The following is a 23,135-nucleotide window of genomic DNA, read 5'->3' as shown; positions in this document are numbered from 1 at the left end:
GCCGCCCGTTCGAGTGAGAATCGGCGACCCGGGGCCGCGTGCTGTCCGGCCTGTGTGCACGGACTGCCTAGCGTGCCGAGTGACCGATCGGCCCTGTCTTCGTTCCCCCGCACGGGGGATCACGGCAGGGAAAACGGATCAGAACGAGGTGTACGCGCATGGAGGCCCCGCCCGACAACGATGTGCTCTGGGCCCGTGCCCTGCACTTCACCCACCACGACGGCTCGCCCGCGCTCGGCGGTGTCTCGCTCGGCGTCCGGGAGGGCGAGATCCTCGCCGTCAGCGGCCCGCGCGGCAGCGGCAAGTCGACGCTCCTGCGCTGCCTGTCGGGGCAGGTGCCCGCTCAGCGCGGCGAGGTCTGGTTCAACAGCGTGCCCGTGCACACCATGGGCCCCGTCGGCCGCGAACGGCTGCGCCGGGACCGCTTCGGCTGGATCGACCCGGAGCCGGTGCTCGTCCCCGAGCTCAACGTCTGGGAGAACGCCGCCCTCCCCCTCATGCTGCGCGGCACGAGCCGCCGGCGCGCCAAGACGGCCGCGCTGGAGTGGCTGGAGCGCCTCGACATCGGCGACGGCTCCCGCAAACGCCCGAGGGAACTGACCCAGGCGCAGCGCCAGCGCGTGTGCATCGCCCGCGCCCTCGCCCCCGCTCCGACGGTCCTGTTCGCCGACGAACCGACGGCCCCGCTGCACCGCGCCGACCGCGCGCATGTGCTGCGCACCCTCACCACGGCGGCCCGCTCGCACGGCATCACGGTGGTCCTGGCCACCCACGACGCGGAAACGGCGGCCCTGGCGGACCGTACGGTCTCCCTGCTGGACGGCCGCCGGGTGAACACCGTCCACCTGCCGCCGATGGCCGAGGCGGAAGGCCGGGCCGCGTGCTCGCTCTCCGTCTGACCCGCCGCGCCCATCCCGCCGTACAACTGCGCCGTCTGCTGGTGGCGGCTGCGTCGGCGGGCACGGGTTTCCTCCTCCTGTGCGCCCTGGGCCATGCGATGACCCACCCCGACTCCCCCGGCTCGTCCGTCCTCCGCCTGATCTGGTGCGCGGCGCCCCTGGCGGCGACGGTCCACTTCGCGGTGGCGGTGGCCCGGACGGACCCCGCCACCCGCCCCCGCCCCGGCCTGGCGGCCATCGGCCTGGGCCCGGCCCGCCTGATGGCCGTCTCCGCGACGACGACGGCCCTGTCGACCCTCCTCGGCTCCATGCTGGCGCTGCTCGTCTTCCTCCACCTCCGGGGCGATCTGACAGGCATGCCCTTCGACGGAGCGGCGGCGGACTTCCTGGCGGCCTCGGAGCCCCTCCCCCTCCCGGCGGCCCTGACCCTGCTGTCCCTGCCCCCCACGGCGGCATCCCTTGCGGTGGCGGTGACCCTCCGCCCGAGGGATCCAAAGTCAGCCCAACCTGAAGCCGCCCGCACACGCTTCGGCCGCTTCGGCGCCTACGGCGGCTCAGCAGCACGGGAAACCTTCGGCGCGTACGGCAGATTCGGCGCCCGCCTGAGGAGCAGCGCCGAGCCGTCCGCGGGCAGTCGTGCCGCTGGGGCGGCCCCCGCAACCAAAGAAGGCGGCACCCCGCAAGCGCGGGCAGGCGAATCCCACCCCGGCCCCAGCCCCGACGCACCCGCACATAACCCGGACGCCCCGCCACCGACCACCACCCCACCAGGCCTCCCCTGGGGCACAGCCATCCTCGCCGCGGGCCTGGCCGTGGAGGCATACGCGAGCACCGCCACCAACCCCTCCGCCCCCATGCCCGCAGGCCTCCCCACCGGCCCCACCGCGGTCCTCCTCGGCTGGGCCCTCACCGCGATCGGCCTCGCCCTCGCCGGCCCCGGCCTCACCCACCTCTGCGGCCGACTCCTCCAGTCCCTCCGCCCCGGCGCCCTACGCCTCCTCGCCGGAAGGGTCCTGATGGAAGAGGCCACCCGCATCGGCCGCCCCCTCGGCGTCGTCTGCGCCGTCGCCTCCGCCGCGTACGCCATGGCCGTACTCCACGACCCCACCACCGACGGCCGCGCCCTGGGCCCCCTCACCACCCTCGGCGCCACCGTCGTCACCGGCTGCGCGGTGGCCACCCTCCTCACCGCGGCCGTGGAAGCACGGCAGGCCCGCGCCGACACCACGGCCGCCCTGCTCCGCCTCGGCGCCCCGCCCACGATGCTCCGCAGCGCCGCCGCCCTGCGCGCCGGCGCACTGATCACCCTCTTCGGCCCGCTCACGATGATCGTCGCCGAGCTGGCGGCCCTGCCCCTGGCCCGCTGAAAGCCCGTACGAAAAACTCCCGGAAAAAAATCACCGGCCCGCGATGAGTTCCGCCCCGGCCCCCGGTCTACCCCACCGAACCGACCGACCCTGATGGGAGAGACCCCGATGTACCAGCAGATGATCTTCGTCAACCTGCCCGTCGCCGACCTCGACGCCTCGAAGAAGTTCTTCACGGAGCTGGGCTACTCGATCAACCCCCAGTTCAGCGACGAGAACGCGGCCAGTGTCGTGATCAGCGACACCATCGTGGCGATGCTCCTCACCAAGCCCTTCTACGCGACCTTCACCGACAAGGAGATCGCGGACGCCACGAAGACCAGCGAGGTGTCGATCTGTCTGAGCGCCGAGAGCCGCGAGAAGGTCGACGAGCTGGTGGAGAAGGCCGTCGCCGCCGGCGGCACCGCTTCCAGCAAGGTCCAGGACATGGACTTCATGTACGGCCGCGGCTTCGACGACCTCGACGGCCACAGCTGGGAGGTCGTGTGGATGGACCCGGCCGCGATCGAGGGCTGAGCAAGCGCCTCAGGGGTCGTGTCTAGCATGGGCGGGTGCAGACGATGCCCGCCCATGCGGCCCACCACGACGACCGTGAGATCGAGACACTCCAGGAGTTCGACGCCACGGTGGCGGCGCGCGGCTCCCTCGCCGGATTCCGGGTCCAGGCCGTCGATCTGACGGACCGTACCCGCGAACTGCTCGGCACGGACACCGCGGGCGCCGTCTTCCTCGGCTGCCCGATGCGCGAGAACGCCGCCGCGAAGATCCGCGCCGACGGCGCCATGGTCTTCCCGCCCGTCCCGGACCTGCCCTTCGACCCGTACCGGGGCTCGGTCTACTCGCCGGACGAGCTGTTCGCCGGACTGCGCAAGGGATATGAGGGGACCCCCGACGCCCTCGCGTACGCCTGGTTCCAGCGGACCAAGGCGGACGGCGACATATACGCGTCGATGCTCCGCTCCGTCCACGACGACGCCGTCTCCGACGCGCTCGACGAACTCCTGCGCGGCACGCGGGTCGTGGGCGTCATGGGCGGCCACGCCATGGCCCGCGGCGGTGAGGCGTACGCCGGTGCCGCCCGCCTCGGCCGGGAGCTGACCCGCGCCGGGTTCACCGTCGCCACCGGCGGCGGCCCGGGCGCGATGGAGGCGGCGAACCTCGGCGCCTACGCGTCCCCCTTCGACGACGCGATGCTCACGGAGTCGCTCGAACTCCTCGCCAAGGAGCCGAAGTTCACCCCGTCGATCACCGCCTGGGCGACCGCGGCCTTCGAGGTCCGCACCCGCTGGCCCCAGGGCGGCGGCTCGGTCGGCATCCCGACCTGGTTCTACGGCCATGAGCCGCCGAACCCGTTCGCCACGCACATCGCCAAGTACTTCGCCAACGCCACCCGCGAGGACGGCCTGCTGGCCCGCTCGAACGCCGGTGTGGTCTTCCTGCCGGGCGCCGCCGGCACCGTACAGGAGATCTTCGACAACGCGACGCCGAACTACTACGAGTCGCGGGGCGAACCCACGCCGATGGTGCTCGTGGACCGGGCGCACTGGACCGAGAGGCTGCCGGCCTGGCCACTGCTCCAGGCGCTGGCCCGGGAGCGGTCCATGGAGTCCCGTATCGCCCTGGTCGACCGAATCGAAGAGGCTCCCGACGCCCTGAAACGTATCGGCGGTTAATAAGAGGGCAAAGCCAAGGTCCTTGTCCGGCATATGCGTTGACACTACTTACGCAGCGCTTATAAACCTGTGAGCCTCGTGGGAGTGGTGAGGCCGGTGCGCCTGACCACTCCCTCAACCCCCCGCATATGCGCAACATGTGAAGGACCAACGTGGCAGTCCTGTCAGCTGTGTCGATATCTCGCCGTACCGTCGCCCGCTCCGCCCGCGCGCTCGGTGTCGCCTCCGCCTCCGCCGCGCTCGTGCTCGGCATCGGCGGCAACGCGTTCGCCTGCAACATCAACGAGTTCTCGGCCGAGGCCAAGTGCGACGGTGACAACGGTGTCATCACCGTGACCGACGTGGACCCGACCGGTGTCCCGGCCACCGTCTCCGTGTACCTCCAGAACAACGGCGCCGACCTGAAGAAGGTCGGTGAGCAGGTGGTCGAGGGCTCGCGCGAGGGCACCACGATCACGTTCGCGGAGAACTGGAAGCCGAACGCCGAGTACCGCATCCACGTCAAGGCCGGCAACCAGGTCGACGAGGACATCAAGCCGAACCTGACGACCCCGTCCACCGCCTGCAAGAAGGAGGACACCCCGGCCCCGTCGGACACCCCCACGCCGACCCCGACCCCGTCGGACGACGCCTCCACCCCGGCGGAGGAGACCCCGGTCCCGTCGCCCTCCGAGCCCGAGAGCACGGCTCCCGCGGACACCTCCAGCAACGCCCCGTCCCCGGCCGGTGAGTCCAACCTCGCCGAGACCGGTGCCGACTCCAACACCCCCGTGATCGCGGGCATCGCGATCGCCCTGGTCGCGGTGGGCGGCGGCGCCGTCTTCTTCGGCCTGCGCCGCCGCGGCGCGAACAGCGGCCGCTGATCGCTCTAACGGCACTCGCGGGTCACCTTCACCCGAAGGTGACCCGCACTCCGTTCGGGGGCCCGGTGTTCAGCCGAGGACCACGACGTCGGCCGCGTCGAACTCCACCCCGACCTCGTCCCCGACCTCCGGCGCCGCCCGCAGCGCGCAGGCGGCCTCCAGCCGTGGCGCGTCCTCGGGCTGCAGGTGTACGGCGACATGGGTGCCCTTGAAGGTGCGGGCGGCCACCGTGCAGCGCAGGCCCTGCTCGGCCGCGACCAGGCGCACTCCGGCGGGCCGGACGAGGAGCGTACGGGTGCCCTCGGGCGTGCCGTCGGGCACCGGGAGCTTGCCCCACGGAGTGGCGGCCGCCTCCCCGGCGACCGTCGCGGGCACCACGTTGTCGAAGCCGAGGAAGCGGGCCACGAACTCGTCCGCGGGCCGCTGCCACACCTCGAGTGGCGTACCGGACTGGGCGATCCGCCCGTCCCGCATCACCACGACCCGGTCCGCGAGCGCGAAGGCCTCGCCCTGGTCGTGGGTCACGGCGAGCACGGTCGTGCCCAACTCGCTGAACAGCTCCCGCAGTTCCACCACAAGACGCTCCCGCAGCGAGCGGTCGAGCTGCCCGAGCGGTTCGTCGAGCATCAGCAGCCGGGGCCGGGGCGCGAGCGCACGGGCCAGCGCCACCCGCTGCTGCTCCCCGCCGGAGAGCGCGGCCACGGCCCGGCGGGCGGCGCCCGGCAGCCCCACGAGTTCGAGCAACTCCGCCACACGGTCGCCCTGTTGCCGCTTCGAGTCGCGCTGCATCCGCAGTCCGAAGGCGACGTTGCCGCCCACGTCCCGCTGCGGGAAGAGCTGGTGGTCCTGGAACATCAGCCCGACTCCGCGCCGGTGGGCGGGGACCCCGGACTGGTCGTGCCCGTCGAGCGACACGCGCCCGGCGTCCAGGGGCTGCAGCCCCGCGACCGCCCGCAGCAGCGTCGACTTGCCGCTGCCGCTGGGCCCGAGCACGCACACCACCTCGTGCTCGGCCACCGCCAGGTCCACGGCGTCGAGCACCGCCCGGCCACCGAACCGCACGGTCGCGTTCTCCAGGCTGAGCAGCATCAGAACTCCCCCGTCCGATCGGTCCGCAGCCGCTCCAGGACCAGCAGCGCCACCGCGCACACCACCATCAGAATCGTCGAAAGGGCCATCGCCTGGCCGTAGTTGAGCTGCCCGGCCCGCCCGAGCAGCTTGGCCACGGCGACCGGCAGCGTCGGATTGTCCGGCCGCGCGATGAACACCGTCGCCCCGAACTCGCCCAGCGACACCGCGAAGGCGAACCCGGCCGCGATCAGCAACGCCCGCCGCACCAGGGGCAGATCGACCTCCCGCCACACCCGCCAGGGCGAGGCCCCCAGCACGGCCGCCGCCTCCCGCAGCCGCTGATCCACGGCCCGCAGCACGGGCAGCATGGTCCGTACGACGAAGGGGACGCCGACCAGCGCCTGCGCCAGCGGCACCAGGATCCAGCTAGCCCGCAGGTCCAGTGGCGGTTCGTCCAGGGCGATCAGGAACCCGAACCCGACGGTCACCGCGGACACCCCGAGCGGCAGCATCAGCAGCGCGTCGAACCCTCGTACGAAACGCCCCGCGTCCCGTCGGGTCAGCGCGGCGGCGGCGAGGCCCCCGATCAGCACCGCGAGGGTGGTCGCGACCAGGGCGTACTCCAGCGAGTTCCCGATCGCCTCGATCGGCGGGACCAGGAAGACTCCGCCGTCGGCGCTGGTCAGCTCCCGGTAGTAGCCGAAGTCGGGCGCGTCGAGCGACCGCTGCACGAGCACGGCGAGCGGCAGCAGGAGCAGTACGGCGATGGTGGCGAGGACTCCGGCCAGCAGCGCCCACTGTCCTGCTCCGCGCGGACGGCGGGAGGTCAGCGAGGCGTCCACGAGGCGCAGGGCGGTCTCCCGCCGCCGTACCGTCCAGGCGTGCAGGGCGAGGATCGCGCCCACGGCCGCGAACTGGACGATGGTGAGGACGGCGGCCGTGGAGAGGTCGAAGATCTCGGAGGTCTGGCGGTAGATCTCCACTTCGAGGGTGGAGAAGGTCGGCCCGCCGAGGATCTGCACGACACCGAAGGAGGTGAAGGTGAACAGGAAGACCATGAGGGTCGCGGCGGCCACGGCCGGGCCGAGGGCCGGCAGGGTCACCTGCCGCCAGGCCCTGAAGGGCGACGCGCCCAGCATCCGGGCCGCCTCCTCCTGCCGGGGGTCGAGCTGCGCCCAGAGCCCGCCGACGGTGCGCACGACGACGGCGTAGTTGAAGAAGACATGCGCCAGCAGGATGGCCCACACGGTGGTGTCCAGCCGTACGCCCCACAGCTCGTCGAGCAGTCCGCCGCGGCCGACCAGCGCGAGGAAGGCCGTACCGACGACGACGGTCGGCAGCACGAAGGGGACGGTGACGACCGCCCGCAGGATCTGCTTGCCCGGGAAGTCGAAGCGGGCGAAGACGTAGGCGCCGGGGAGCGCCACGAGCAGGGTCAGCGCGGTGGAGGCGAGGGCCTGCCAGGTGGTGAACCACAGGACGTGCCGGATGTCGGACTGCCCGAGCACGTCCGCGAGGCGCCCGAACTGCCAGGCCCCGTCGGCCTTCAGGCCGCGCGCGACGATCGCGGTGACGGGATAGGCGAAGAAGACGCCGAAGAACGCGACGGGCAGGACCATGAGCCCCAGCCGCGCCGCGTGTCCCCTCCGGACGGCTACTTCAGTACGAGCGACGTCCACGACTTGACCCAGTCGTCACGGTTCTCGGCGATCTTCGCGGGGTCCATGGTCTCGGGGTTCTTGGCCGCGGGCCCGAACTCGGTGAACTCCGCGGGCACGCTCGCCTCCTCGACCACGGGGTAGACGAACATGTTCAGCGGCATGTCCTCCTGGAACTTCTTGCTGACCAGGAAGTCGATCAGGGCCTTGCCGCCCTCGCTGTTCCCGGCGTTGCTCAGCAGGCCCGCGAACTCGATCTGCCGGAAGCAGGTGCCCTCCGCGACGCCCGTGGGGGCGGTCTCGGGCTTCGGGTCGCCGTAGATCACCTCGGCGGGCGGCGAGGAGGCGTACGACACGACGAGCGGCCGGTCGGCCTTCGCGGCCTTGCCGCCGGCGGAGCCGGAGAACTCCTCGTTGTAGGCCTGCTCCCAGCCGTCGACCACCTTGACGCCGTTGGCCTTCAGCTTGGTCCAGTACTCCTCCCAGCCGTCGTCGCCGTACTTGGCGGCGGTGCCGAGCAGGAAGCCGAGGCCGGGCGAGGAGGTGGAGGCGTTCTCGGTGACCAGGAGGTTCTTGTACTCCGGCTTGATCAGGTCGTCGAGGGAGGACGGCGGCGCCAGCTCGTGGTCCGCGAAGTACTGCTTGTCGTAGTTGACGCAGATGTCGCCGTAGTCGACGGGCGTGACCCGGTGCTCGTCCCCGTCGAGCTGGAAGGTCGCGTCGATCTGGTCGAGGCCCTTCGCCTCGTACGACTGGAACAGCCCGTTGTCGAGCGCCCGGGACAGCAGGGTGTTGTCGACGCCGAAGAAGACGTCGCCCTGCGGGTTGTCCTTGGTCAGGATGGCCTTGTTGACGGCCTGCCCGGCGTCGCCGTCCTCGAGGACCTTGACCTGGTAGCCGGACTCCTTCTCGAAGGCGGCGAGGACGTCCTTCGAGACGGCCCACGAGTTGTGGCTGACGAGGGTGACGGTCTTGGAGCCGCCGGAGGACTCGCCGTCGTCGGACGACCCGCACGCGGACAGCACGACGAGACCGAGGCCGACGAGGGCAGCCAGATGCTTCTTGTTGTTCACGGTGATGACCGAACTTCCTACCCAGAATGACCTGGGCGAGGTTCAGAGGGTCTGCGGCCCGATCGCCGCACTCTCAGCGCTGTAGCGCTCCCCTGTCGGATATGAAGATGAAGTTGTCGGCTACGAAGAAGATGCCTGTACGACGATCAGACTACCGCTCGGTGGCCGCGAGCTGACCACAGGCCCCGTCGATCTCCTGACCACGGGTGTCCCGGATCGTCACCGGTACCCCATGGGCGGCGATGGCCTCGACGAACGCCTTCTCGTCCTCGGGACGGGAGGCGGTCCACTTCGAGCCCGGCGTCGGGTTCAGCGGGATGAGGTTGACGTGTACGGGCTTGCCCTTGAGCAGCCGCCCGAGCCGGTCGCCTCGCCAGGCCTGGTCGTTGATGTCCCGGATGAGCGCGTACTCGATCGAGAGCCGGCGCCCGGACTTGGCGGAGTACTCGAACCCGGCGTCGAGCACCTCACGCACCTTCCAGCGCGTGTTGACGGGGACGAGGGTGTCGCGCAGCTCGTCGTCGGGGGCGTGCAGCGAGATCGCGAGCCGGCACTTGAAGCCCTCGTCGGAGAACCGGTGGATGGCCGGCACGAGCCCGACGGTGGAGACGGTGATGCCGCGCTGCGAGAGCCCCAGCCCGTCGGGCTCGGGATCGGTCAGCCGCCGGATCGCACCCACGACGCGGTTGTAGTTGGCGAGCGGCTCACCCATGCCCATGAAGACGATGTTGGAGAGCCGAGCGGGCCCGCCGGGCACGTCCCCGTCCCGCAGCGCCCGCATGCCGTCGACGATCTGATGGACGATCTCGGCGGTGGACAGGTTCCGGTCCAGCCCCGCCTGCCCGGTCGCGCAGAAGGGGCAGTTCATCCCGCAACCCGCCTGCGAACTGATGCACATGGTCACCCGGTCCGGGTACCGCATCAGCACCGACTCGACGAGCGTCCCGTCGAACAGCCGCCACAGCGTCTTGCGCGTGGTCCCCTCGTCGGTCGACAGATGCCGCACGACCGACATGAGCTCGGGAAACAGCTCCTCGCGCAGCTTGTCCCGCGCCCCCGCGGGGATGTCGGTCCACTGCTCGGGATCATGGGTGTACCGGGCGAAGTAGTGCTGCGACAGCTGCTTGGCACGAAACGGCTTCTCACCGACCGCGGCGACAGCGTCCTTGCGCTCAGCGGGCGAAAGATCAGCAAGATGCCGCGGCGGCTTCTTGGCTCCGCGCGGGGCGACGAATGTGAGTTCTCCGGGCTTAGGCATAACCCTTCCAGTGTCGCAGATCAACCGCGGGGGCCCAGGCCGGAGCGGAGCGGCGGCGGGCAGGGTGCGGGAGGGGCCGCTACGCAGGGGTGTTCTCGCCCGTACAGCCGGGCACGCGCAAGGGATGACCTCCTACTGCGTGGCATCGGTTCAACTGGCGGAGCGCTGGCAAGGCCCCCCGTGGTTCAAGTGGGCCTTCTTGGGTGTGTGGGCGCTCTGCGGAGTCTTCATCCTCTACAAGCTGCGCCAGAACGGTTGGAAGTTCCCCCGCCGACGTTGAGGCGGCCCGGCGGCACCGCGCGACACGTCCGCGTCACGCGGCGGGCCCCTCCAGGCGCTGCTTCAGGAGTTCCTCGTCGCGGGGGAGTTCCTTGCGGACCTGGGGGCGGACGACCAGGGGGACCAGGACCTTGCCCAGGCCGTGGCCCTCGAAGTCGATCTCGATGGTCACCCGGGAACGGCGGCCGTCGTCGAGCGGCTCGATGGAGCCGTGGGTGCGCGGCCGGACCGGCCCCTCGACTCCGTGCAGGTCCCAGCTGCGCGGCGGGTCGAGGTCGTCGAACTCCACGGTCATCGGGATCTCACGGGTGCCGAGACGGCGGGTGACCTTGACCCGGGATCCGGGGTGGACCGGCCCCTCCTCCATGGGCTCCGCCTTCACGGCGCTCAGCTGCCATTCGGGCAGGTGGGAGGGGGTGGTGACGTAAGCGAAGACTTCCTCGGGCGTGCAGTCGACGTCGATGGATTCACGGATGGCGGACATGGTGGACCCCCTTTGCGGGCGTACACCCGAATCGTCCCACCGGAAGGCCTCCGGCAACAGCAGAGCCCCCGCCGGAAGGACGGGGGCTCTCACAAAAGGCCGTACGCAGGTGTCGTACACCGGTGTCGTACGACCATCACCGGCGTCGTACGACAATCAGCCGGATCCCACGAACAGCACCAGCAGCAGCCACACCACCGGAGCCGTGGGCAGCAGTGAGTCCAGGCGGTCCATGATGCCGCCGTGGCCCGGCAGCAGGGTGCCCATGTCCTTGATGCCCAGGTCGCGCTTGATCATCGACTCGCCCAGGTCACCGAGCGTCGCGCTCGCCGCCACGGCGAGGCCCAGCAGCAGGCCCTGCCACCACGTGCCGTCGTCGATCAGGAACTGCATGCACAGCGCGCCCGCCACCATGGCGAAGGCCACCGCGCCCAGCAGCCCCTCGCGGGTCTTGCCGGGGCTGATGCGCGGGGCGAGCTTGTGCTTGCCGAAGCGCCAGCCGACGGCGTACGCGCCGGTGTCGCTGACGACCGTCAGGAGCAGGAAGGTCAGGACCCGCCAGGGCCCGTCGTCCGCCGTCAGCATCATCGCGACGAAGGTCGCGAGGAAGGGGACGTAGAAGGCCGCGAAGACGCCGGCCGTGACGTCCTTGAGGTAGCCCTCCGGCGGCTCGGTCATCCGCCAGACCAGGACGGCCAGCGCGGTCAGCGCCATCGCCACCCAGGCGCCCTCGGCCCCGCGGACGTACCCGGCGACGACCATCGCGGCACCGCCGAGCGCCAGCGGCACGAGCGGCGCCCGGATCCCCTTGCGCTCCTCGAGCCGCTTGGTCAGTTCCCACAGACCGACGACCACGGCGACGGCCACCACGCCGACGAACACGGCCTTGACGACGAACAGCGAGGCGACGATCACCGCACCGAGTCCGACGCCGACCCCTATGGCCGCACCCAGGTCGCGCCCCGCGCTCTTCTTCTGCGGTCGGGGCGCCGGCTGCGGGGCGTCGTGCATGGGCTCCGGATTCTGCGGCGCGGCCTGGTAGGTCTGCGCCCGCGGCGTCTGGTCGCGTGTCTCGTCGCGGAACAAGGGGCCGCTCAGCCGTGCGGCCCCCCGGTCGTCATCCTGGTCGTCGCCATATCCATGTACGGCGGGTCCGTCAGGCACGATGGGCATGGGGCGAGTGTGCTGCGCCTCGGGCGCATCGTACGTGGGACCCGCCGGGACAGCCCCCTGGACAGGCCCCTGGTCGGACGGTCCCCAGTACCCGGCCGAAGGGCCGGCGTGTGGCGGAGCGCCCCAGGAAGAGTCGTTCATCAGACCTCGAGCAGCTCCGCTTCCTTGTGCTTCAGGAGCTCGTCCACCTGAGCGACGTACTTGTGCGTCGCGTCGTCGAGCTCCTTCTCCGCACGGCGGCCCTCGTCCTCGCCGACCTCGCCGTCCTTGACGAGCTTGTCGATCCCGTCCTTGGCCTTGCGGCGCACGGAGCGGATGGACACACGCGCGTCCTCGGCCTTGCCCTTGGCAACCTTGATGTAGTCGCGGCGGCGCTCCTCGGTGAGCTCGGGGAACACCACACGGATGATGTTGCCGTCGTTGCTCGGGTTGACGCCCAGGTCGGAGTCGCGGATCGCCTGCTCGATGTTGCGCAGCGCGCTCTTGTCGAACGGGGTCACCACCGCCATGCGCGGCTCCGGCACGGAGAACGAAGCCAGCTGGTTGATCGGCGTCGGCGCGCCGTAGTAGTCGGCCACGATCTTGTTGAACATCGCCGGGTGCGCACGGCCGGTGCGGATCGCGGCGAAGTCCTCCTTGGCGACCACGACGGCCTTCTCCATCTTCTCCTCGGCCTCGAGGAGGGTCTCTTCGATCACCACTTGCTCCTGCGTGTCTTGAGTAGGCCCGGCTGCTGTTCCGTATGCGTGCGGCGGCGGCCGGCTGCGTCGCGTCTTCTTCCTGCACGGTTCCCGACCGTCAGGACATTGTCCATCCCCCGGTCAGGGCCCGCGGGTGTTGCCTGTCAGTCCGCGGGTCTTGCCTGTCAGTCCCGGCTGCCCTGGTCACCCACAAGCGTGCCGATCTTCTCACCCTTGACGGCGCGGGCGATATTGCCCTCCGCCAGAAGCTCGAAGACGAGGATCGGAAGCTTGTTGTCGCGGCACAGCGTGATGGCGGTGGCGTCGGCGACCTTGAGGTCCCGGGTGATGACCTCGCCGTAGCCGAGGGAGTCGAACTTGACCGCGTCCGGGTTGGCCTTGGGGTCGGAGTCGTAAACGCCGTCCACGCCGTTCTTGCCCATCAGCAGCGCCTCGGCGTCGATCTCCAGGGCGCGCTGGGCGGCGGTGGTGTCGGTGGAGAAGTACGGCATGCCCATACCGGCGCCGAAGATGACCACGCGGCCCTTCTCCAGGTGGCGCACGGCGCGCAGCGGGATGTACGGCTCGGCGACCTGGCCCATGGTGATGGCGGTCTGGACCCGGCTGTCGATGCCCTCCTTCTCCAGGAAGTCCTGGAGGGCGAGGCAGTTCATCACGGTGCCGAGCATGCCCATGTAGTCGGAGCGGGCGCGGTCCATGCCGCGCTGCTGGAGCTCGGCGCCGCGGAAGAAGTTGCCGCCGCCGATGACGACCGCGATCTCGGCCCCGTCGCGCACGACGGCCGCGATCTCGCGGGCGATCTTGTGCACCACGTCCGGGTCCACGCCGAGGCCCCCACCGCCGGAGAACGCCTCTCCGGACAGCTTCAGCAGATACCGGCCGCGTACTTTGCCGTCGTCGCTCTTCTGGGCCTTGGTGGTCATCGGATTCTCACTTCTTTCAACGGGTCGCACATACGAAGAAGGCCATTGCCGATGGGAACTGGTTCGCATCCCATGCTCGGCAATGGCCTCCTCGTCAGATCTGCTGTCGTCCGCCAACCCTGTGACGGCGTACGCGGACGACTGCTGTCGACCCTATCGGGGTCGTGCGTCGATCGCGGTACGGACTCAGATGCCGACCTTGATGCGCGTGAAGCGCTTCAGGGTGACACCGGCCTCTTCCAGGACCTTCTGGACCGACTTCTTGTTGTCGAGCGCGTACGGCTGACCGAGCAGCGTGGCGTCCTTGAAGAAGCCGTTGAGGCGACCCTCGACGATCTTCGGCAGGGCGGCCTCGGGCTTGCCCTCGGCGCGGGTGGTCTCCTCGGCGACGCGGCGCTCGGACTCGACGACCTCGGCCGGCACGTCCTCCTTGGAGAGGTACTTCGGCGCGAAGGCGGCGATGTGCTGGGCGACACCCTTCGCCAGGTCGGCGTCGGCCTTGTCCAGCTCGACCAGGACACCGATCTGCGGGGGCAGGTCGGGCATGGTGCGGTGCATGTAGGAGTACACGAAGCCGTCGGCGTACTGCGCGAAGCGGTCGAGGACGATCTTCTCGCCGAGGTTGGCGTTGGCCTCGTCCACGAACGCCTGGACGGTCTTGCCGGCCTCGATCTCGGAGGCGAGCAGGGCCTCGATGTCGGCCGGGGAGGTGGCGGCGACGTGCTGCGCGATCTGCTGGGCGACGGCCTGGAACTTCTCGCCCTTGGCGACGAAGTCCGTCTCGCACTTCAGCTCGACCAGGACACCGGAGGTGTTGTCGTCGGCGATGAGGGAGACCACGGCGCCGTTCTCGGCGGAGCGGCCCTCGCGCTTGGCGACGCCCTTCTGGCCCTTGATGCGGAGCGCCTCGACGGCCTTGTCGACGTTGCCCTCGGCCTCGTCCAGCGCCTTCTTGCAGTCCATCATGCCGGCGCCCGTGAGCTCACGAAGCTTCTTGACGTCGGCGGCGGTGTAGTTCGCCATGAGTCGTTAAGTCTTTCTCGAAGTCGGAAGATCTACCCGATCCACGAACCACATGTGGATGTGGGAACGCGAACCTACGGGTGAACGGCGGGGGCGAACCGGATGTCGCCGCCCCCGCCGTCAACGCTTACGGGTCAGGCCTGCTCGGCGTCCGCGGCCTTCTCGCCCTCGGCGGCCGGAGCCTCGGCGGCGGGAGCCTCAGCAGCGGGGGCCTCGGCGGCGGGAGCCTCGGCAGCCGGGGCCTCCTCGGCCTTCTTCTCACCCTCGAGCAGGTCGCGCTCCCACTCGGCGAGCGGCTCGCCCGCGGCCTTCTCGCCCTTGTCGCCGGTGGCGACGCCGGAACGGGCGATGAGGCCCTCGGCGACGGCGTCGGCGATCACACGGGTGAGCAGGGTGACGGAGCGGATCGCGTCGTCGTTGCCCGGGATCTTGTAGTCGACCTCGTCGGGGTCGCAGTTGGTGTCGAGGATGGCGACGACCGGGATGTTGAGCTTCCGGGCCTCACCGACCGCGATGTGCTCCTTCTTGGTGTCCACGATCCAGACGGCGCTGGGCACCTTCTGCATCTCGCGGATACCACCGAGGGTCTTCTCGAGCTTGGCCTTCTCACGCGAGAGGACCAGGAGCTCCTTCTTGGTCAGACCCGAGGCGGCCACGTCCTCGAAGTCGATCTGCTCGAGCTCCTTGAGGCGCTGCAGACGCTTGTAGACGGTGGAGAAGTTGGTGAGCATGCCGCCCAGCCAGCGCTGGTTGACGTAGGGCATGCCGACGCGGGTGGCCTGCTCGGCGATGGCCTCCTGCGCCTGCTTCTTCGTGCCGACGAACATGACCGTGCCGCCGTGGGCGACGGTCTCCTTGACGAACTCGTAGGCGCGGTCGATGTACGACAGCGACTGGAGCAGGTCGATGATGTAGATGCCGTTGCGCTCGGTGAAGATGAAGCGCTTCATCTTCGGGTTCCAGCGACGGGTCTGGTGACCGAAGTGGACGCCGCTCTCCAGCAGCTCCCGCATCGTGACGACGGCCATGGCCGTATCTCCTTGAATTTCTCGGTTGTGCCGCGGGTGCCGGACGGCTCCCGCGCCTGACGCCCACATGCGCCGTGCCACGAAGGACCGAGGAGCGCTGACACAGGTCGTTTTGTCGACCCGATGTCGGGGCGTGCGAAGTCGACCCGGTGACCCGGATCGCCAGAAGAAGTGTACGGGACCGAGAAGGCGCCGGGTGACGCCGCTGTCCACAAGCGGGGCGTGGTCCACAGATCACGCCATGATCAGCGGCTTGCCGGGACGCTGGGCGCATGCGAGCGAAACGATGCGCGAGTACGGCGGCACTGACGCTGGCGGCGGCACTGGTCCTGCCCGCCGCGCGCCCGCAGGCCCCCTTGTCCCCCACCTACACGGCCACGACCTCGGTCCCGCCGGTGGCCGAAACCTGGCCGGTGCCCCACCCCAGGATCCTCCGCGGCTGGGACCCTCCGCCGACGCCGTACGCCCGAGGCCACAGAGGAGTGGACCTGGCGGCCCCCGCGGGCACACCAGTGCGGGCGGTAGCCCCGGGCCTGGTGTTCTTCGCGGGCAAGGTGGCGGGCAAAGACGTCCTGTCGATCGAACTGACGAACACCGGCACACCCCCACTGCGCACGACGTACGAGCCGATCAGGGCGGAGCTGAAGAAGGGCGAGGAGGTCAAGGCAGGCCAGGTGGTCGGAACGGTACCCGCCACCACGCCCCACTGCCCGACGAGCTGCGTGCACTGGGGCGCACTGAGAGGAGAGACCTACGTGAACCCGCTGTCCCTGCTCCCCCCGCACCTACTGAACAGGGGCCCTGCGAGGCTCCTGCCGGTACTGGAAGTACCGCTGCCCTAGAGCACGCGTGACTGCGGCCAGTCGTACCGCACGCCGGCGGGCGAAGCCCCGCCCGCACACACCCGCACAGGAACACGCACCGCAAGGGAACACGCACCGCAGCGGAGCGCTCAGCCGCGAACCCCCCGCAGCGCCATCGACACCGCCGCGTCCGTGATCGCCGAAGGCTCCTCCGCCGCCCCCAGCTCGATCCGCCGCACCGCCGCGTCCACGACCCCCTGCAGCAGCATCGCCGCCAGCCGAGGCTCCGCGTGCCCCAGCTCCCCCAGCGCCTCGACGATCATCGCGACCAGCCCGCCGTGCGCGGCCCGGATCTTCTCCCGGGCCCCCGCGTCCAGCTCGCTCGCGGAGATCGCGACCACGGCCCGGTGCCGCCGGTCCCCCACCAGCGCCAGCTGCGCCCGCACATACGCCTCGATCTTGGCCTCGGCCCCTTCCGCCGCGGCCATCGCCGCCGAGACCTCCGCCGCCCAGACCGGGAAGTCGACCGCGCACAGCTCCTCGACGACAGCCGCCCGGGACCGGAAGTACTCGTACACGGACGACCGCGCGAGCCCCGTCCGCTCGGCGAGGGCCGGGAACGTCAGCGCCTCCGTACCACCCTCGGACAGCAGAGAACGAGCCGCGTCCAGCAGGGCGGCTCGTTGCATCGACCGGTGCTCGGCCACGGAGGCCGCTCGAATCCTTGGCACGCCGTCCACTCTACGGACGCGCCACCCCGGGCGGGAGTCACCCGGTGCTCACCGCCCGAAACTCGCCAGCTTCGCGCGCAGCTGAAGCACCGACTTGGTGTGGATCTGACTCACCCGGCTCTCGGTCACCCCGAGCACGTTCCCGATCTCGGCGAGCGTGAGCCCCTCGTAGTAGTAGAGCGTCACCACGGTCTTCTCCCGCTCCGGCAACGTGTTGATGGCCCGCGCCAGAAACCGCCGCAGCTCCCGGTCCTCGGCCACCTCCACGGGGTTGTCCGCGGCGGTGTCCTCCAGGGTGTCCATGACGCTCAGCCCGTCCCCGCCCTCACCCCCCACATGCAGCAGCTCCTCCAGCGCCACCACGTTGGCCAGCGACAACTGGCTGAAGACCGAGTGGAGTTCGTCCACCGCGATCCCCATCTCGGCGGCCACCTCCCCCTCCGACGGCGTCCGTCTGAGCCGCGCCTCCAGCGTCGCGTACGCCCGCTCCACGTTCCGCGCCTTCTGCCGTACCGACCGCGGAATCCAGTCCAGGGCCCGCAGCTCGTCGATCATCGCGCCCCGGATCCGGGTGATCGCGTACGTCTCGAACTTGATCTCCCGGCCGATGTCGAACTTCTCGATCGCGTCGATCAGTCCGAACACCCCCGAGGACACGAAATCGGCCTGCTCCACATTGGGCGGCAGTCCGACGCTCACCCGCCCCGCCACGTACTTCACGAGCGGTGAGTAGTGCAGGATCAGCTGCTCGCGCAGCCGCTCGTCCCCCGTCGCCTTGTACGACCGCCACAGCTCGTCGAGTGTCGAGGGAGCGGGCGGCCGCACGTTGCCACCGTCGCGGGCGGCTGGGGGGATCGCCGCCCGGTCGGACCCGGAGGTGTGCTGGGGCATTCGTCGCCTTGTGCCGTTCTGCCGTGAAGTGCGGGTGCCTGGGTGAGCTGTCGGTCTGGTACGGGTCTGGTGCCGAGGTACCGGTCTGCACCGGAATTCACGTGAGCGTAGCGTGACTGGAGTGTCGCGGTGTGCGAAGGCAGGGGCCGGGGGGCGCCGCAGATACGTTCCGCTGGGCGTCCCCTCGGGGCATGACGGTCGCTCTGCGTGATCACCCCGGAACACCAACTGCGGGAATTTGCAAGGGCGTCGCGGTTCCCCCGGACGGCCGAACACGCTCGGTCAGCATGGACTCCGACCGCCGCGCACCGAGATCATCGCCTGGCGTGTCAACTTCCAGCCGTCGCCGTGTCGTTCGACGTAACCAAGTGCTCTCAGCTCGTACAGCCGCGCGACGGCGTCGTCCTCGGTGGTCTGCGCCCCGCGGGCGATCTCGTCCGGGCCGGCGGTGCCGCTCCCGGGCAGCGCGGCCAACACCCGGCGGACACCCGGCGCCAGCAGATCGCGGGGCAGGACGGGTCCGCGCCGGTCGGGGGCCAGCTCGCCCATGTCCCCGACGAGCTCGACGACATCCGCGGCGTCGGTGACCAGGACGGCTTCCCCCCGTAACAGTTCGTGCACCCCCGCGGAGAGGGCACTGCTCGCGGGACCCGGTACCCCTATCGTGTGGCGCCCCAACCGCTGGGCCGCCCGCGCCGTGGCGAGTGACCCGCTGCGGTGCGCGGCCTCGACGACGACGGTGCCCCTGGTGAGGGCGGCGATCACCCGGTTGCGGACGATGAACCTGCTCGGAGTCGGATGATCCCCGGGTGGCAACTCCCCGATGACGAGGCCCTGTTCCGCGATCCTGGTGATCAACTGGGTGTGCCCGCGCGGGTAGGGCCGATCGACCCCGCAGGCGAGTACGGCGACGGTGGCGCCGCCGCAGGCCAGGGCTCCGCGGTGGGCGGCGCCGTCGATGCCGTAGGCACCGCCGGACACGACCACCCACCCCCGCTCGGCGAGCCCGGCGGCGAGGGTGGCGCCCATGTGAGCGCCGTACTCGCTGCAGGCCCGGGCACCGACGAGGGCGACGGAGCGCAGCGCCCACATCCGCAGACTGGGCATTCCGCGCACCCAGAGCCCCACGGGCCGGGCGTCCCCCAGGTCATCGAGCTGCCGAGGCCACTCGCCGTCCCCCGGACACACGAACCGGACCCCGCTCTCCCGAGCGACCCCGAGATCCCGCTCGGGCTCGGCCCGCGCCCCCCGAGCCACCAGCCCGGCCCACCGTCGCTCGGTCACCCCGGGAGGCCGCTCCCCCGCCTCCCGCAACCGCCGCACGACATCCCGAGCCCCGAACTCCCGAACCCACCGCCCGCCAACCTCGTCCCCGGGCTCCAACACCCGAGCGAGAAAGACCCGGGCATACAGCTCGCCGTCCGGATCGTCGCGGTCGCTCATGTCAGAGCCCCGATGGCCATGGGAACCCCTCGGGGGACCCCGGTGCGCAGTTGCAGCGCCAGGGCGACGTCGGTCGCGTCGGGCCGGTCGTGGCCCACGAGGTCGGCGACGGTCCAGGCGACGCGCAGGACACGGTCCAGGCCCCGGGCGGTCAGCACGCCCCGTTCGAGATTGCGCTCGGCCTCGTCCATCGCGCCGGACTCGGCGTGCCAGCGGCTGCGCAGTTCCCTGCCCGGCACCTCGCTGTTCGTCCGCCACGGCGTGCCGGACAGACGGACCGCCGCCCGCTCCCTGGCCTCCCGCACGCGGGCGGCGACCGTCGCCGTGGACTCGCCCCGGGCGCCGCGGTCGGCGAGTTCGGCGCGCGTGACCCGGTCCACCTCGACCCTCAGGTCGACCCGGTCGAGGAGCGGCCCGGAGAGCCGGGCCTGGTAGCGCCGGACCGCGGTGGGCGGGCACTCGCAGAAGTCGTCGTTCAGGGAGAACCGACCGCACGGGCAGGGGTTGGCCGCGAGCACCATCAGGAACTTCGCCGGGAAGCGGACGACGCCGGCGCTGCGTGCGATCACGACATGCCCGGACTCCAGCGGCTGCCGGAGCGCGTCGAGGGCCTGGCTGCCGAACTCCGGAGTCTCGTCCAGGAACAGGACGCCTCGGTGGGACAGCGACACGGCACCGGGACGCGCGATGCCCGGGCCACCGCCGACCAGTGACTGCATCGTCGCCGAGTGATGCGGGGCGCAGTAGGGCGGCACGTCGATCAAAGGCTTGCCGGGAGGCAGCAGGCCCGCCACCGAGTGCACGGCCGTGACCTCAAGCGACTCCTGCCTGGCCAGCCGGGGCAGGATGGCGGGCAGCCGTTCGGCGAGCATGGTCTTGCCCGCTCCGGGAGGGCCCTCGAGGAACAGATGGTGCCCGCCCGCAGCCGCGACCTCCACGGCCGTACGGGCCGAGAGCTGGCCCACGACGTCGGCGAGGTCATGGCCCGCGTCGTGCTGCGCCGCTCCGGCACTGTGCATGCCCGTGGCCGCGCCGGTGCCCGGCACCCGCAGTCCGGCGAGCAGCGGATCGGGGCGGCCCGGCTCGTCCGGTTCCTCTTCGGGTACGGGTTCGTCCGCCAGTACGGCGATCAGCTGGCGCAGGCTGCGCACCCCGAGCACGGAGACTCCGGGCACGAGCGAGGCCTCGGCGGCGGCGCACTCGGGCACGACCACCTGTTCGTAGCCGGCGTTGGCCGCGGCCAGCACCGCCGGCAGGATGCCGCGCACCGGCCGCACCCGGCCGTCGAGCCCCAGCTCCCCGATCATCACGATGTCGGCGAGCACCCGGGGATCGATCCGCTCGGCCGCTCCCAGGACCGCGCAGGCCACGGCCAGGTCGAAGCCGCTGCCCGCCTTGGGCACCGACGCCGGACTGAGCCCCACCGTCAGCTTCTTCTGCGGCCACTCGGCCCCCGAATTCACCACAGCCGCCCGAACCCGGTCCCGGCTCTCCGTCAGGCTCTTGTCGGGCAGGCCCACCAGGGTGAAGGCCGCTACGCCCGGCTCCAGGTCCGCCTGGACCTCGACGACCACTCCCTCGACGCCCACCAGGGCGACCGAGCAGGTGCGTGCGAAACCCATCACGCCACCCCCCGTACGTGTTCCACCACGGGGGCGCCCCGTTCGGGGAGGAGGACTCCGACCACGTCGATGCGGACGCCGCCGGGCGGTGCTCCTCCGTGGGACTGGATCCAGCGTTCGGCCAGGTGTCGCAGGCGTTCCGCCTTCTCGGGGGTCACCGCGGCCATCGGATGCTCGTAGCAGTCGCCCCTGCGGGTCTTCACCTCGCAGACGACCAGCGCGTCCCCGTCCCGCGCCACGATGTCGATCTCACCGCTCCGGCCACAGCGCCAGTTGCGCTCCAGGACCGTCATCCCGGCCTCTGCCAGCCGCCTCGCGGCCAGTCCTTCGCCGTACCTGCCGAGTGCACTGCGTGCGTTCATGTCGGCACCACCTCCGGCACCGACGATCACGCATCCGCCCCCATGAAAAGGATCTTGGTGGACAGCCTGTCAGTTGTGGACAACTCCGTCACCCGGTGGTGGGCCGACCAGGCGCCTCACCCGCCCGGGAGCTCCAGATCGCTCTTGTTCAGCTCCTCGATGTTCACGTCCTTGAACGTGAGCACCCGCACCTGCTTCACGAACCGAGCCGGCCGGTACATGTCCCACACCCAGGCGTCCGCCATGGACACCTCGAAGAACACCTCTCCCTGGACCGAGTGCACCTGCATCTCGTAGTCGTTGGTCAGGTAGAAGCGCCGCTCGGTCTCGATCACGTATTTGAACAGACCGACGACATCGCGGTACTCCCGGTAGAGCTTGAGCTCCATCTCGGTCTCGTACTTCTCGAGGTCCTCGGCGCTCATGGCATGTTCCCCTTCAGCCGTGCGATCCCACCATTGTGCGCCAGTCCCGCGAGCCCCTAGACGATTTCGGTGTCAAGGGTCACGGCCCCGGCCGGGGGACCTTCGTCGAGCAGCCTGCGCAGCAGCTCGGCGAGTCTGGTCGGATACACCGTCTCATGTGCCCGGGTCAGTTCCTGACACGTCCACCAGCGCGCTCCGGCGACACTGCGCCGCTCCAGCTCGGTGAGGCCCAGGGCCTCGGTGGCCGTCTGCGTCGTACGGGCCAGGTAGTACCACTCGTCCTGGTCCCAGCGGCGCCCCGCGAACGGGAACGAGCACCGCCGCCGCCACAGCACCGGTCCGAGCTCGACCTCGGTGATGCCGGTCTCCTCCGCGAGTTCCCGCAGAGCGGCCTCTTCGCGCGTCTCGTCGCCCTCTAGGCCGCCGCCGGGCGTGAACCACCAGTCGTCGCTCACATCGTCCGGCTCATGCCCGTGCAGCAGCAGGATCCGGTCCGAGGGATCCAGGAGCACGACCCGGGCGACCTTGCGCACCTCACCGGCCGCCTCCGGCCCCGCGTCCTCAGCGAGCACCCGCGGGCTCCGTCCGCGCACGCGACCGCGACCGCCCCAGCGCCTTGGCCACTGGGCCGTACGCCCCACCGCCGAGCACCAGCGCCGCGCCCACGACGATCAGCGCGACCATCGTCCGCAGCGGCCCCGGCGAGGAGAGCGCGCCGAGCTGCTCGAACCCCGTGGGGCGCTCCAGCATGCCGTCCATCGGCCAGACCACGGCGTCCACCCGGGCCGTCACCGCGTCCCGCGCCACCGTGCCGTTCGCCGCGTCCGTGAGGTGGGCCGTGGAGTCCAGCGAGCCGGACCGCTCGTCACCGAGCAGGAAGAGGCGTCCCTCGGGCACGGTCACCGTCGGGAAGTTCTGGATCTCGGCCAGGCTGCCCTCGGGCAGATACGGTTCCTCGATCTTCTTTCCGTCGACCGTCAGCTTGCCGTCCGTGCAGCAGGCGACGGTGTCGCCGCCGACGGCCACGACCCGCTTGAGCACGGGCGCGTTCGCCCAGTTCGCGTCGTTGAACACCACGACGTCCCCGCGGCGGACGTCGTCGCCGTCGACCCGCTCGGCCAGCACCCGCTCACCGGCGTCGATGGTCGGCGTCATGGAACTGGTGGGCACGGTGTACGGCCGGTAGACCACCGCCGCCCAGGCGAAGCCGCCCAGGAACAGCACCAGGCCCAGCGCCACGGCAAGTCCGGACAGTCGCTGTCCGGTCCTGCTGCCCGCCGGGCCGTTGCCTCCCCCGCTCCGCGGGGCCGTACGCGTCGTGCTCTCACCACCCATGGGTCCGCACCCTACCCGGGGGTACGCCCCCGGGTCAGCCCATGGTCTGG

Annotated in this window: 24 protein-coding genes; 6 read left to right on the top strand and 18 right to left on the bottom strand. The window is 70.8% G+C overall.

Features of this window, described 5'->3' with window-relative positions:
* Positions 1-158: 158 nt before the first annotated feature.
* The 5 genes from AC068Z_RS32040 (at position 159) to AC068Z_RS32020 (ending at position 4,802) form a co-directional block, all read left to right on the top strand.
* Complete coding sequence (locus AC068Z_RS32040; RefSeq protein ID WP_451721644.1) at positions 159-899, top strand: ABC transporter ATP-binding protein; 741 nt, start codon at positions 159-161, stop codon at positions 897-899.
* Positions 881-2,266, top strand: coding sequence for a hypothetical protein (locus tag AC068Z_RS32035; RefSeq protein ID WP_478563496.1), 1,386 nt, complete (start codon positions 881-883; stop codon positions 2,264-2,266). Before AC068Z_RS32040 ends, AC068Z_RS32035 begins: the two co-directional genes overlap by 19 nt.
* Positions 2,267-2,374: 108 nt before the next feature.
* A complete protein-coding gene (locus tag AC068Z_RS32030; protein WP_478563493.1) occupies positions 2,375-2,782 on the top strand; it encodes a VOC family protein in 408 nt (135 codons plus the stop codon).
* Positions 2,783-2,817: 35 nt separating this feature from the next.
* Complete coding sequence (locus AC068Z_RS32025; protein WP_478563490.1) at positions 2,818-3,939, top strand: LOG family protein; 1,122 nt, start codon at positions 2,818-2,820, stop codon at positions 3,937-3,939.
* A gap of 170 nt (positions 3,940-4,109) precedes the next feature.
* Complete coding sequence (locus tag AC068Z_RS32020; RefSeq protein WP_478563487.1) at positions 4,110-4,802, top strand: LAETG motif-containing sortase-dependent surface protein; 693 nt, start codon at positions 4,110-4,112, stop codon at positions 4,800-4,802.
* A gap of 69 nt (positions 4,803-4,871) precedes the next feature.
* On the opposite strand, the gene AC068Z_RS32015 is transcribed toward AC068Z_RS32020, so the two are convergent.
* The 10 genes from AC068Z_RS32015 to rpsB all read right to left on the bottom strand — a co-directional run bounded on the left by AC068Z_RS32015 (position 4,872) and on the right by rpsB (position 15,473).
* A complete protein-coding gene (locus tag AC068Z_RS32015) occupies positions 4,872-5,891 on the bottom strand; it encodes an ABC transporter ATP-binding protein (RefSeq protein WP_478563484.1) in 1,020 nt (339 codons plus the stop codon).
* A complete protein-coding gene (locus tag AC068Z_RS32010) occupies positions 5,891-7,492 on the bottom strand; it encodes an ABC transporter permease (protein WP_478563481.1) in 1,602 nt (533 codons plus the stop codon). The genes AC068Z_RS32015 and AC068Z_RS32010 overlap by 1 nt, the downstream gene beginning before the upstream one ends.
* 35 nt (positions 7,493-7,527) lie before the next feature.
* On the bottom strand, positions 7,528-8,604 hold the full coding sequence (locus AC068Z_RS32005) for a thiamine ABC transporter substrate-binding protein (RefSeq protein WP_478563478.1): 1,077 nt from the start codon (positions 8,602-8,604) through the stop codon (positions 7,528-7,530).
* 151 nt (positions 8,605-8,755) lie between these two features.
* Positions 8,756-9,862: a dual-specificity RNA methyltransferase RlmN gene (gene rlmN / locus AC068Z_RS32000; RefSeq protein ID WP_478563475.1), complete on the bottom strand. Its 1,107-nt coding sequence runs from the start codon at positions 9,860-9,862 to the stop codon at positions 8,756-8,758.
* Positions 9,863-10,175: 313 nt separating this feature from the next.
* Positions 10,176-10,625 (bottom strand): SRPBCC family protein, encoded by a 450-nt coding sequence (locus AC068Z_RS31995; RefSeq protein ID WP_478563472.1) that lies wholly within the window; start codon positions 10,623-10,625, stop codon positions 10,176-10,178.
* A gap of 156 nt (positions 10,626-10,781) precedes the next feature.
* On the bottom strand, positions 10,782-11,939 hold the full coding sequence (locus AC068Z_RS31990; protein ID WP_478563469.1) for a phosphatidate cytidylyltransferase: 1,158 nt from the start codon (positions 11,937-11,939) through the stop codon (positions 10,782-10,784).
* Positions 11,939-12,496, bottom strand: a complete 558-nt coding sequence (gene frr, locus AC068Z_RS31985) for a ribosome recycling factor (protein ID WP_363165270.1) — start codon at positions 12,494-12,496, stop codon at positions 11,939-11,941. Before frr ends, AC068Z_RS31990 begins: the two co-directional genes overlap by 1 nt.
* Before the next feature lie 167 nt (positions 12,497-12,663).
* The gene (gene pyrH, locus AC068Z_RS31980; RefSeq protein ID WP_478563464.1) at positions 12,664-13,422 is read right to left on the bottom strand and encodes a UMP kinase; all 759 of its coding nucleotides are present in this window, start codon (positions 13,420-13,422) and stop codon (positions 12,664-12,666) included.
* 186 nt (positions 13,423-13,608) lie between these two features.
* Complete coding sequence (gene tsf, locus AC068Z_RS31975) at positions 13,609-14,445, bottom strand: translation elongation factor Ts (protein ID WP_478563461.1); 837 nt, start codon at positions 14,443-14,445, stop codon at positions 13,609-13,611.
* Between the two features lie 134 nt (positions 14,446-14,579).
* Positions 14,580-15,473 carry a 30S ribosomal protein S2 gene (gene rpsB, locus AC068Z_RS31970; RefSeq protein ID WP_478563458.1) on the bottom strand — a complete coding sequence of 298 codons (894 nt, stop codon included), beginning with the start codon at positions 15,471-15,473 and terminating at the stop codon, positions 14,580-14,582.
* 272 nt (positions 15,474-15,745) lie between these two features.
* Here rpsB and AC068Z_RS31965 point away from each other — a divergent pair, with 272 nt between their 5' ends.
* The gene (locus AC068Z_RS31965) at positions 15,746-16,315 is read left to right on the top strand and encodes a M23 family metallopeptidase (RefSeq protein ID WP_478563455.1); all 570 of its coding nucleotides are present in this window, start codon (positions 15,746-15,748) and stop codon (positions 16,313-16,315) included.
* 110 nt (positions 16,316-16,425) lie between these two features.
* On the opposite strand, the gene AC068Z_RS31960 is transcribed toward AC068Z_RS31965, so the two are convergent.
* From AC068Z_RS31960 to lepB, 8 genes are all read right to left on the bottom strand, one after another.
* Positions 16,426-16,983, bottom strand: a complete 558-nt coding sequence (locus AC068Z_RS31960) for a TetR/AcrR family transcriptional regulator (protein ID WP_478563676.1) — start codon at positions 16,981-16,983, stop codon at positions 16,426-16,428.
* A 72-nt stretch (positions 16,984-17,055) separates the two neighbouring features.
* The gene (gene whiG / locus AC068Z_RS31955) at positions 17,056-17,898 is read right to left on the bottom strand and encodes an RNA polymerase sigma factor WhiG (protein WP_478563452.1); all 843 of its coding nucleotides are present in this window, start codon (positions 17,896-17,898) and stop codon (positions 17,056-17,058) included.
* 282 nt (positions 17,899-18,180) lie between these two features.
* The gene (gene dprA, locus AC068Z_RS31950; protein WP_478563449.1) at positions 18,181-19,341 is read right to left on the bottom strand and encodes a DNA-processing protein DprA; all 1,161 of its coding nucleotides are present in this window, start codon (positions 19,339-19,341) and stop codon (positions 18,181-18,183) included.
* Positions 19,338-20,963, bottom strand: coding sequence for a YifB family Mg chelatase-like AAA ATPase (locus tag AC068Z_RS31945; RefSeq protein WP_478563446.1), 1,626 nt, complete (start codon positions 20,961-20,963; stop codon positions 19,338-19,340). The genes dprA and AC068Z_RS31945 overlap by 4 nt, the downstream gene beginning before the upstream one ends.
* Positions 20,963-21,355, bottom strand: coding sequence for a YraN family protein (locus tag AC068Z_RS31940; RefSeq protein WP_478563443.1), 393 nt, complete (start codon positions 21,353-21,355; stop codon positions 20,963-20,965). The genes AC068Z_RS31945 and AC068Z_RS31940 overlap by 1 nt, the downstream gene beginning before the upstream one ends.
* 86 nt (positions 21,356-21,441) lie before the next feature.
* Positions 21,442-21,750: a DUF2469 domain-containing protein gene (locus AC068Z_RS31935; RefSeq protein WP_003965949.1), complete on the bottom strand. Its 309-nt coding sequence runs from the start codon at positions 21,748-21,750 to the stop codon at positions 21,442-21,444.
* A 56-nt stretch (positions 21,751-21,806) separates the two neighbouring features.
* A complete protein-coding gene (locus tag AC068Z_RS31930; RefSeq protein WP_478563440.1) occupies positions 21,807-22,322 on the bottom strand; it encodes an NUDIX hydrolase in 516 nt (171 codons plus the stop codon).
* Complete coding sequence (lepB, locus tag AC068Z_RS31925; protein WP_478563437.1) at positions 22,312-23,085, bottom strand: signal peptidase I; 774 nt, start codon at positions 23,083-23,085, stop codon at positions 22,312-22,314. The genes AC068Z_RS31930 and lepB overlap by 11 nt, the downstream gene beginning before the upstream one ends.
* Positions 23,086-23,135: the final 50 nt, after the last annotated feature.

Source organism: Streptomyces sp. NPDC043726 (assembly GCF_056436565.1).
Note: the sequence above shows the minus strand (reverse complement) of the source record. Positions and strands in the feature narration are given on the sequence as shown.

Bases quoted from the DNA above. Each gene is read 5' to 3' on its own strand.
- AC068Z_RS31945 (WP_478563446.1), bottom strand. From the start codon at position 20,963: ATGGGTTTCGCACGCACCTGCTCGGTCGCCCTGGTGGGCGTCGAGGGA.
- AC068Z_RS32015 (WP_478563484.1), bottom strand. From the start codon at position 5,891: ATGCTGCTCAGCCTGGAGAACGCGACCGTGCGGTTCGGTGGCCGGGCG.
- pyrH (WP_478563464.1), bottom strand. From the start codon at position 13,422: ATGACCACCAAGGCCCAGAAGAGCGACGACGGCAAAGTACGCGGCCGG.
- rlmN (WP_478563475.1), bottom strand. From the start codon at position 9,862: ATGCCTAAGCCCGGAGAACTCACATTCGTCGCCCCGCGCGGAGCCAAG.
- lepB (WP_478563437.1), bottom strand. From the start codon at position 23,085: ATGGGTGGTGAGAGCACGACGCGTACGGCCCCGCGGAGCGGGGGAGGC.
- AC068Z_RS32030 (WP_478563493.1), top strand. From the start codon at position 2,375: ATGTACCAGCAGATGATCTTCGTCAACCTGCCCGTCGCCGACCTCGAC.
- AC068Z_RS31990 (WP_478563469.1), bottom strand. From the start codon at position 11,939: ATGAACGACTCTTCCTGGGGCGCTCCGCCACACGCCGGCCCTTCGGCC.
- whiG (WP_478563452.1), bottom strand. From the start codon at position 17,898: ATGCCCCAGCACACCTCCGGGTCCGACCGGGCGGCGATCCCCCCAGCC.
- AC068Z_RS32040 (WP_451721644.1), top strand. From the start codon at position 159: ATGGAGGCCCCGCCCGACAACGATGTGCTCTGGGCCCGTGCCCTGCAC.
- AC068Z_RS31935 (WP_003965949.1), bottom strand. From the start codon at position 21,750: ATGAGCGCCGAGGACCTCGAGAAGTACGAGACCGAGATGGAGCTCAAG.
- rpsB (WP_478563458.1), bottom strand. From the start codon at position 15,473: ATGGCCGTCGTCACGATGCGGGAGCTGCTGGAGAGCGGCGTCCACTTC.
- AC068Z_RS31965 (WP_478563455.1), top strand. From the start codon at position 15,746: ATGCGAGCGAAACGATGCGCGAGTACGGCGGCACTGACGCTGGCGGCG.
- AC068Z_RS32010 (WP_478563481.1), bottom strand. From the start codon at position 7,492: ATGGTCCTGCCCGTCGCGTTCTTCGGCGTCTTCTTCGCCTATCCCGTC.
- AC068Z_RS31995 (WP_478563472.1), bottom strand. From the start codon at position 10,625: ATGTCCGCCATCCGTGAATCCATCGACGTCGACTGCACGCCCGAGGAA.
- tsf (WP_478563461.1), bottom strand. From the start codon at position 14,445: ATGGCGAACTACACCGCCGCCGACGTCAAGAAGCTTCGTGAGCTCACG.
- dprA (WP_478563449.1), bottom strand. From the start codon at position 19,341: ATGAGCGACCGCGACGATCCGGACGGCGAGCTGTATGCCCGGGTCTTT.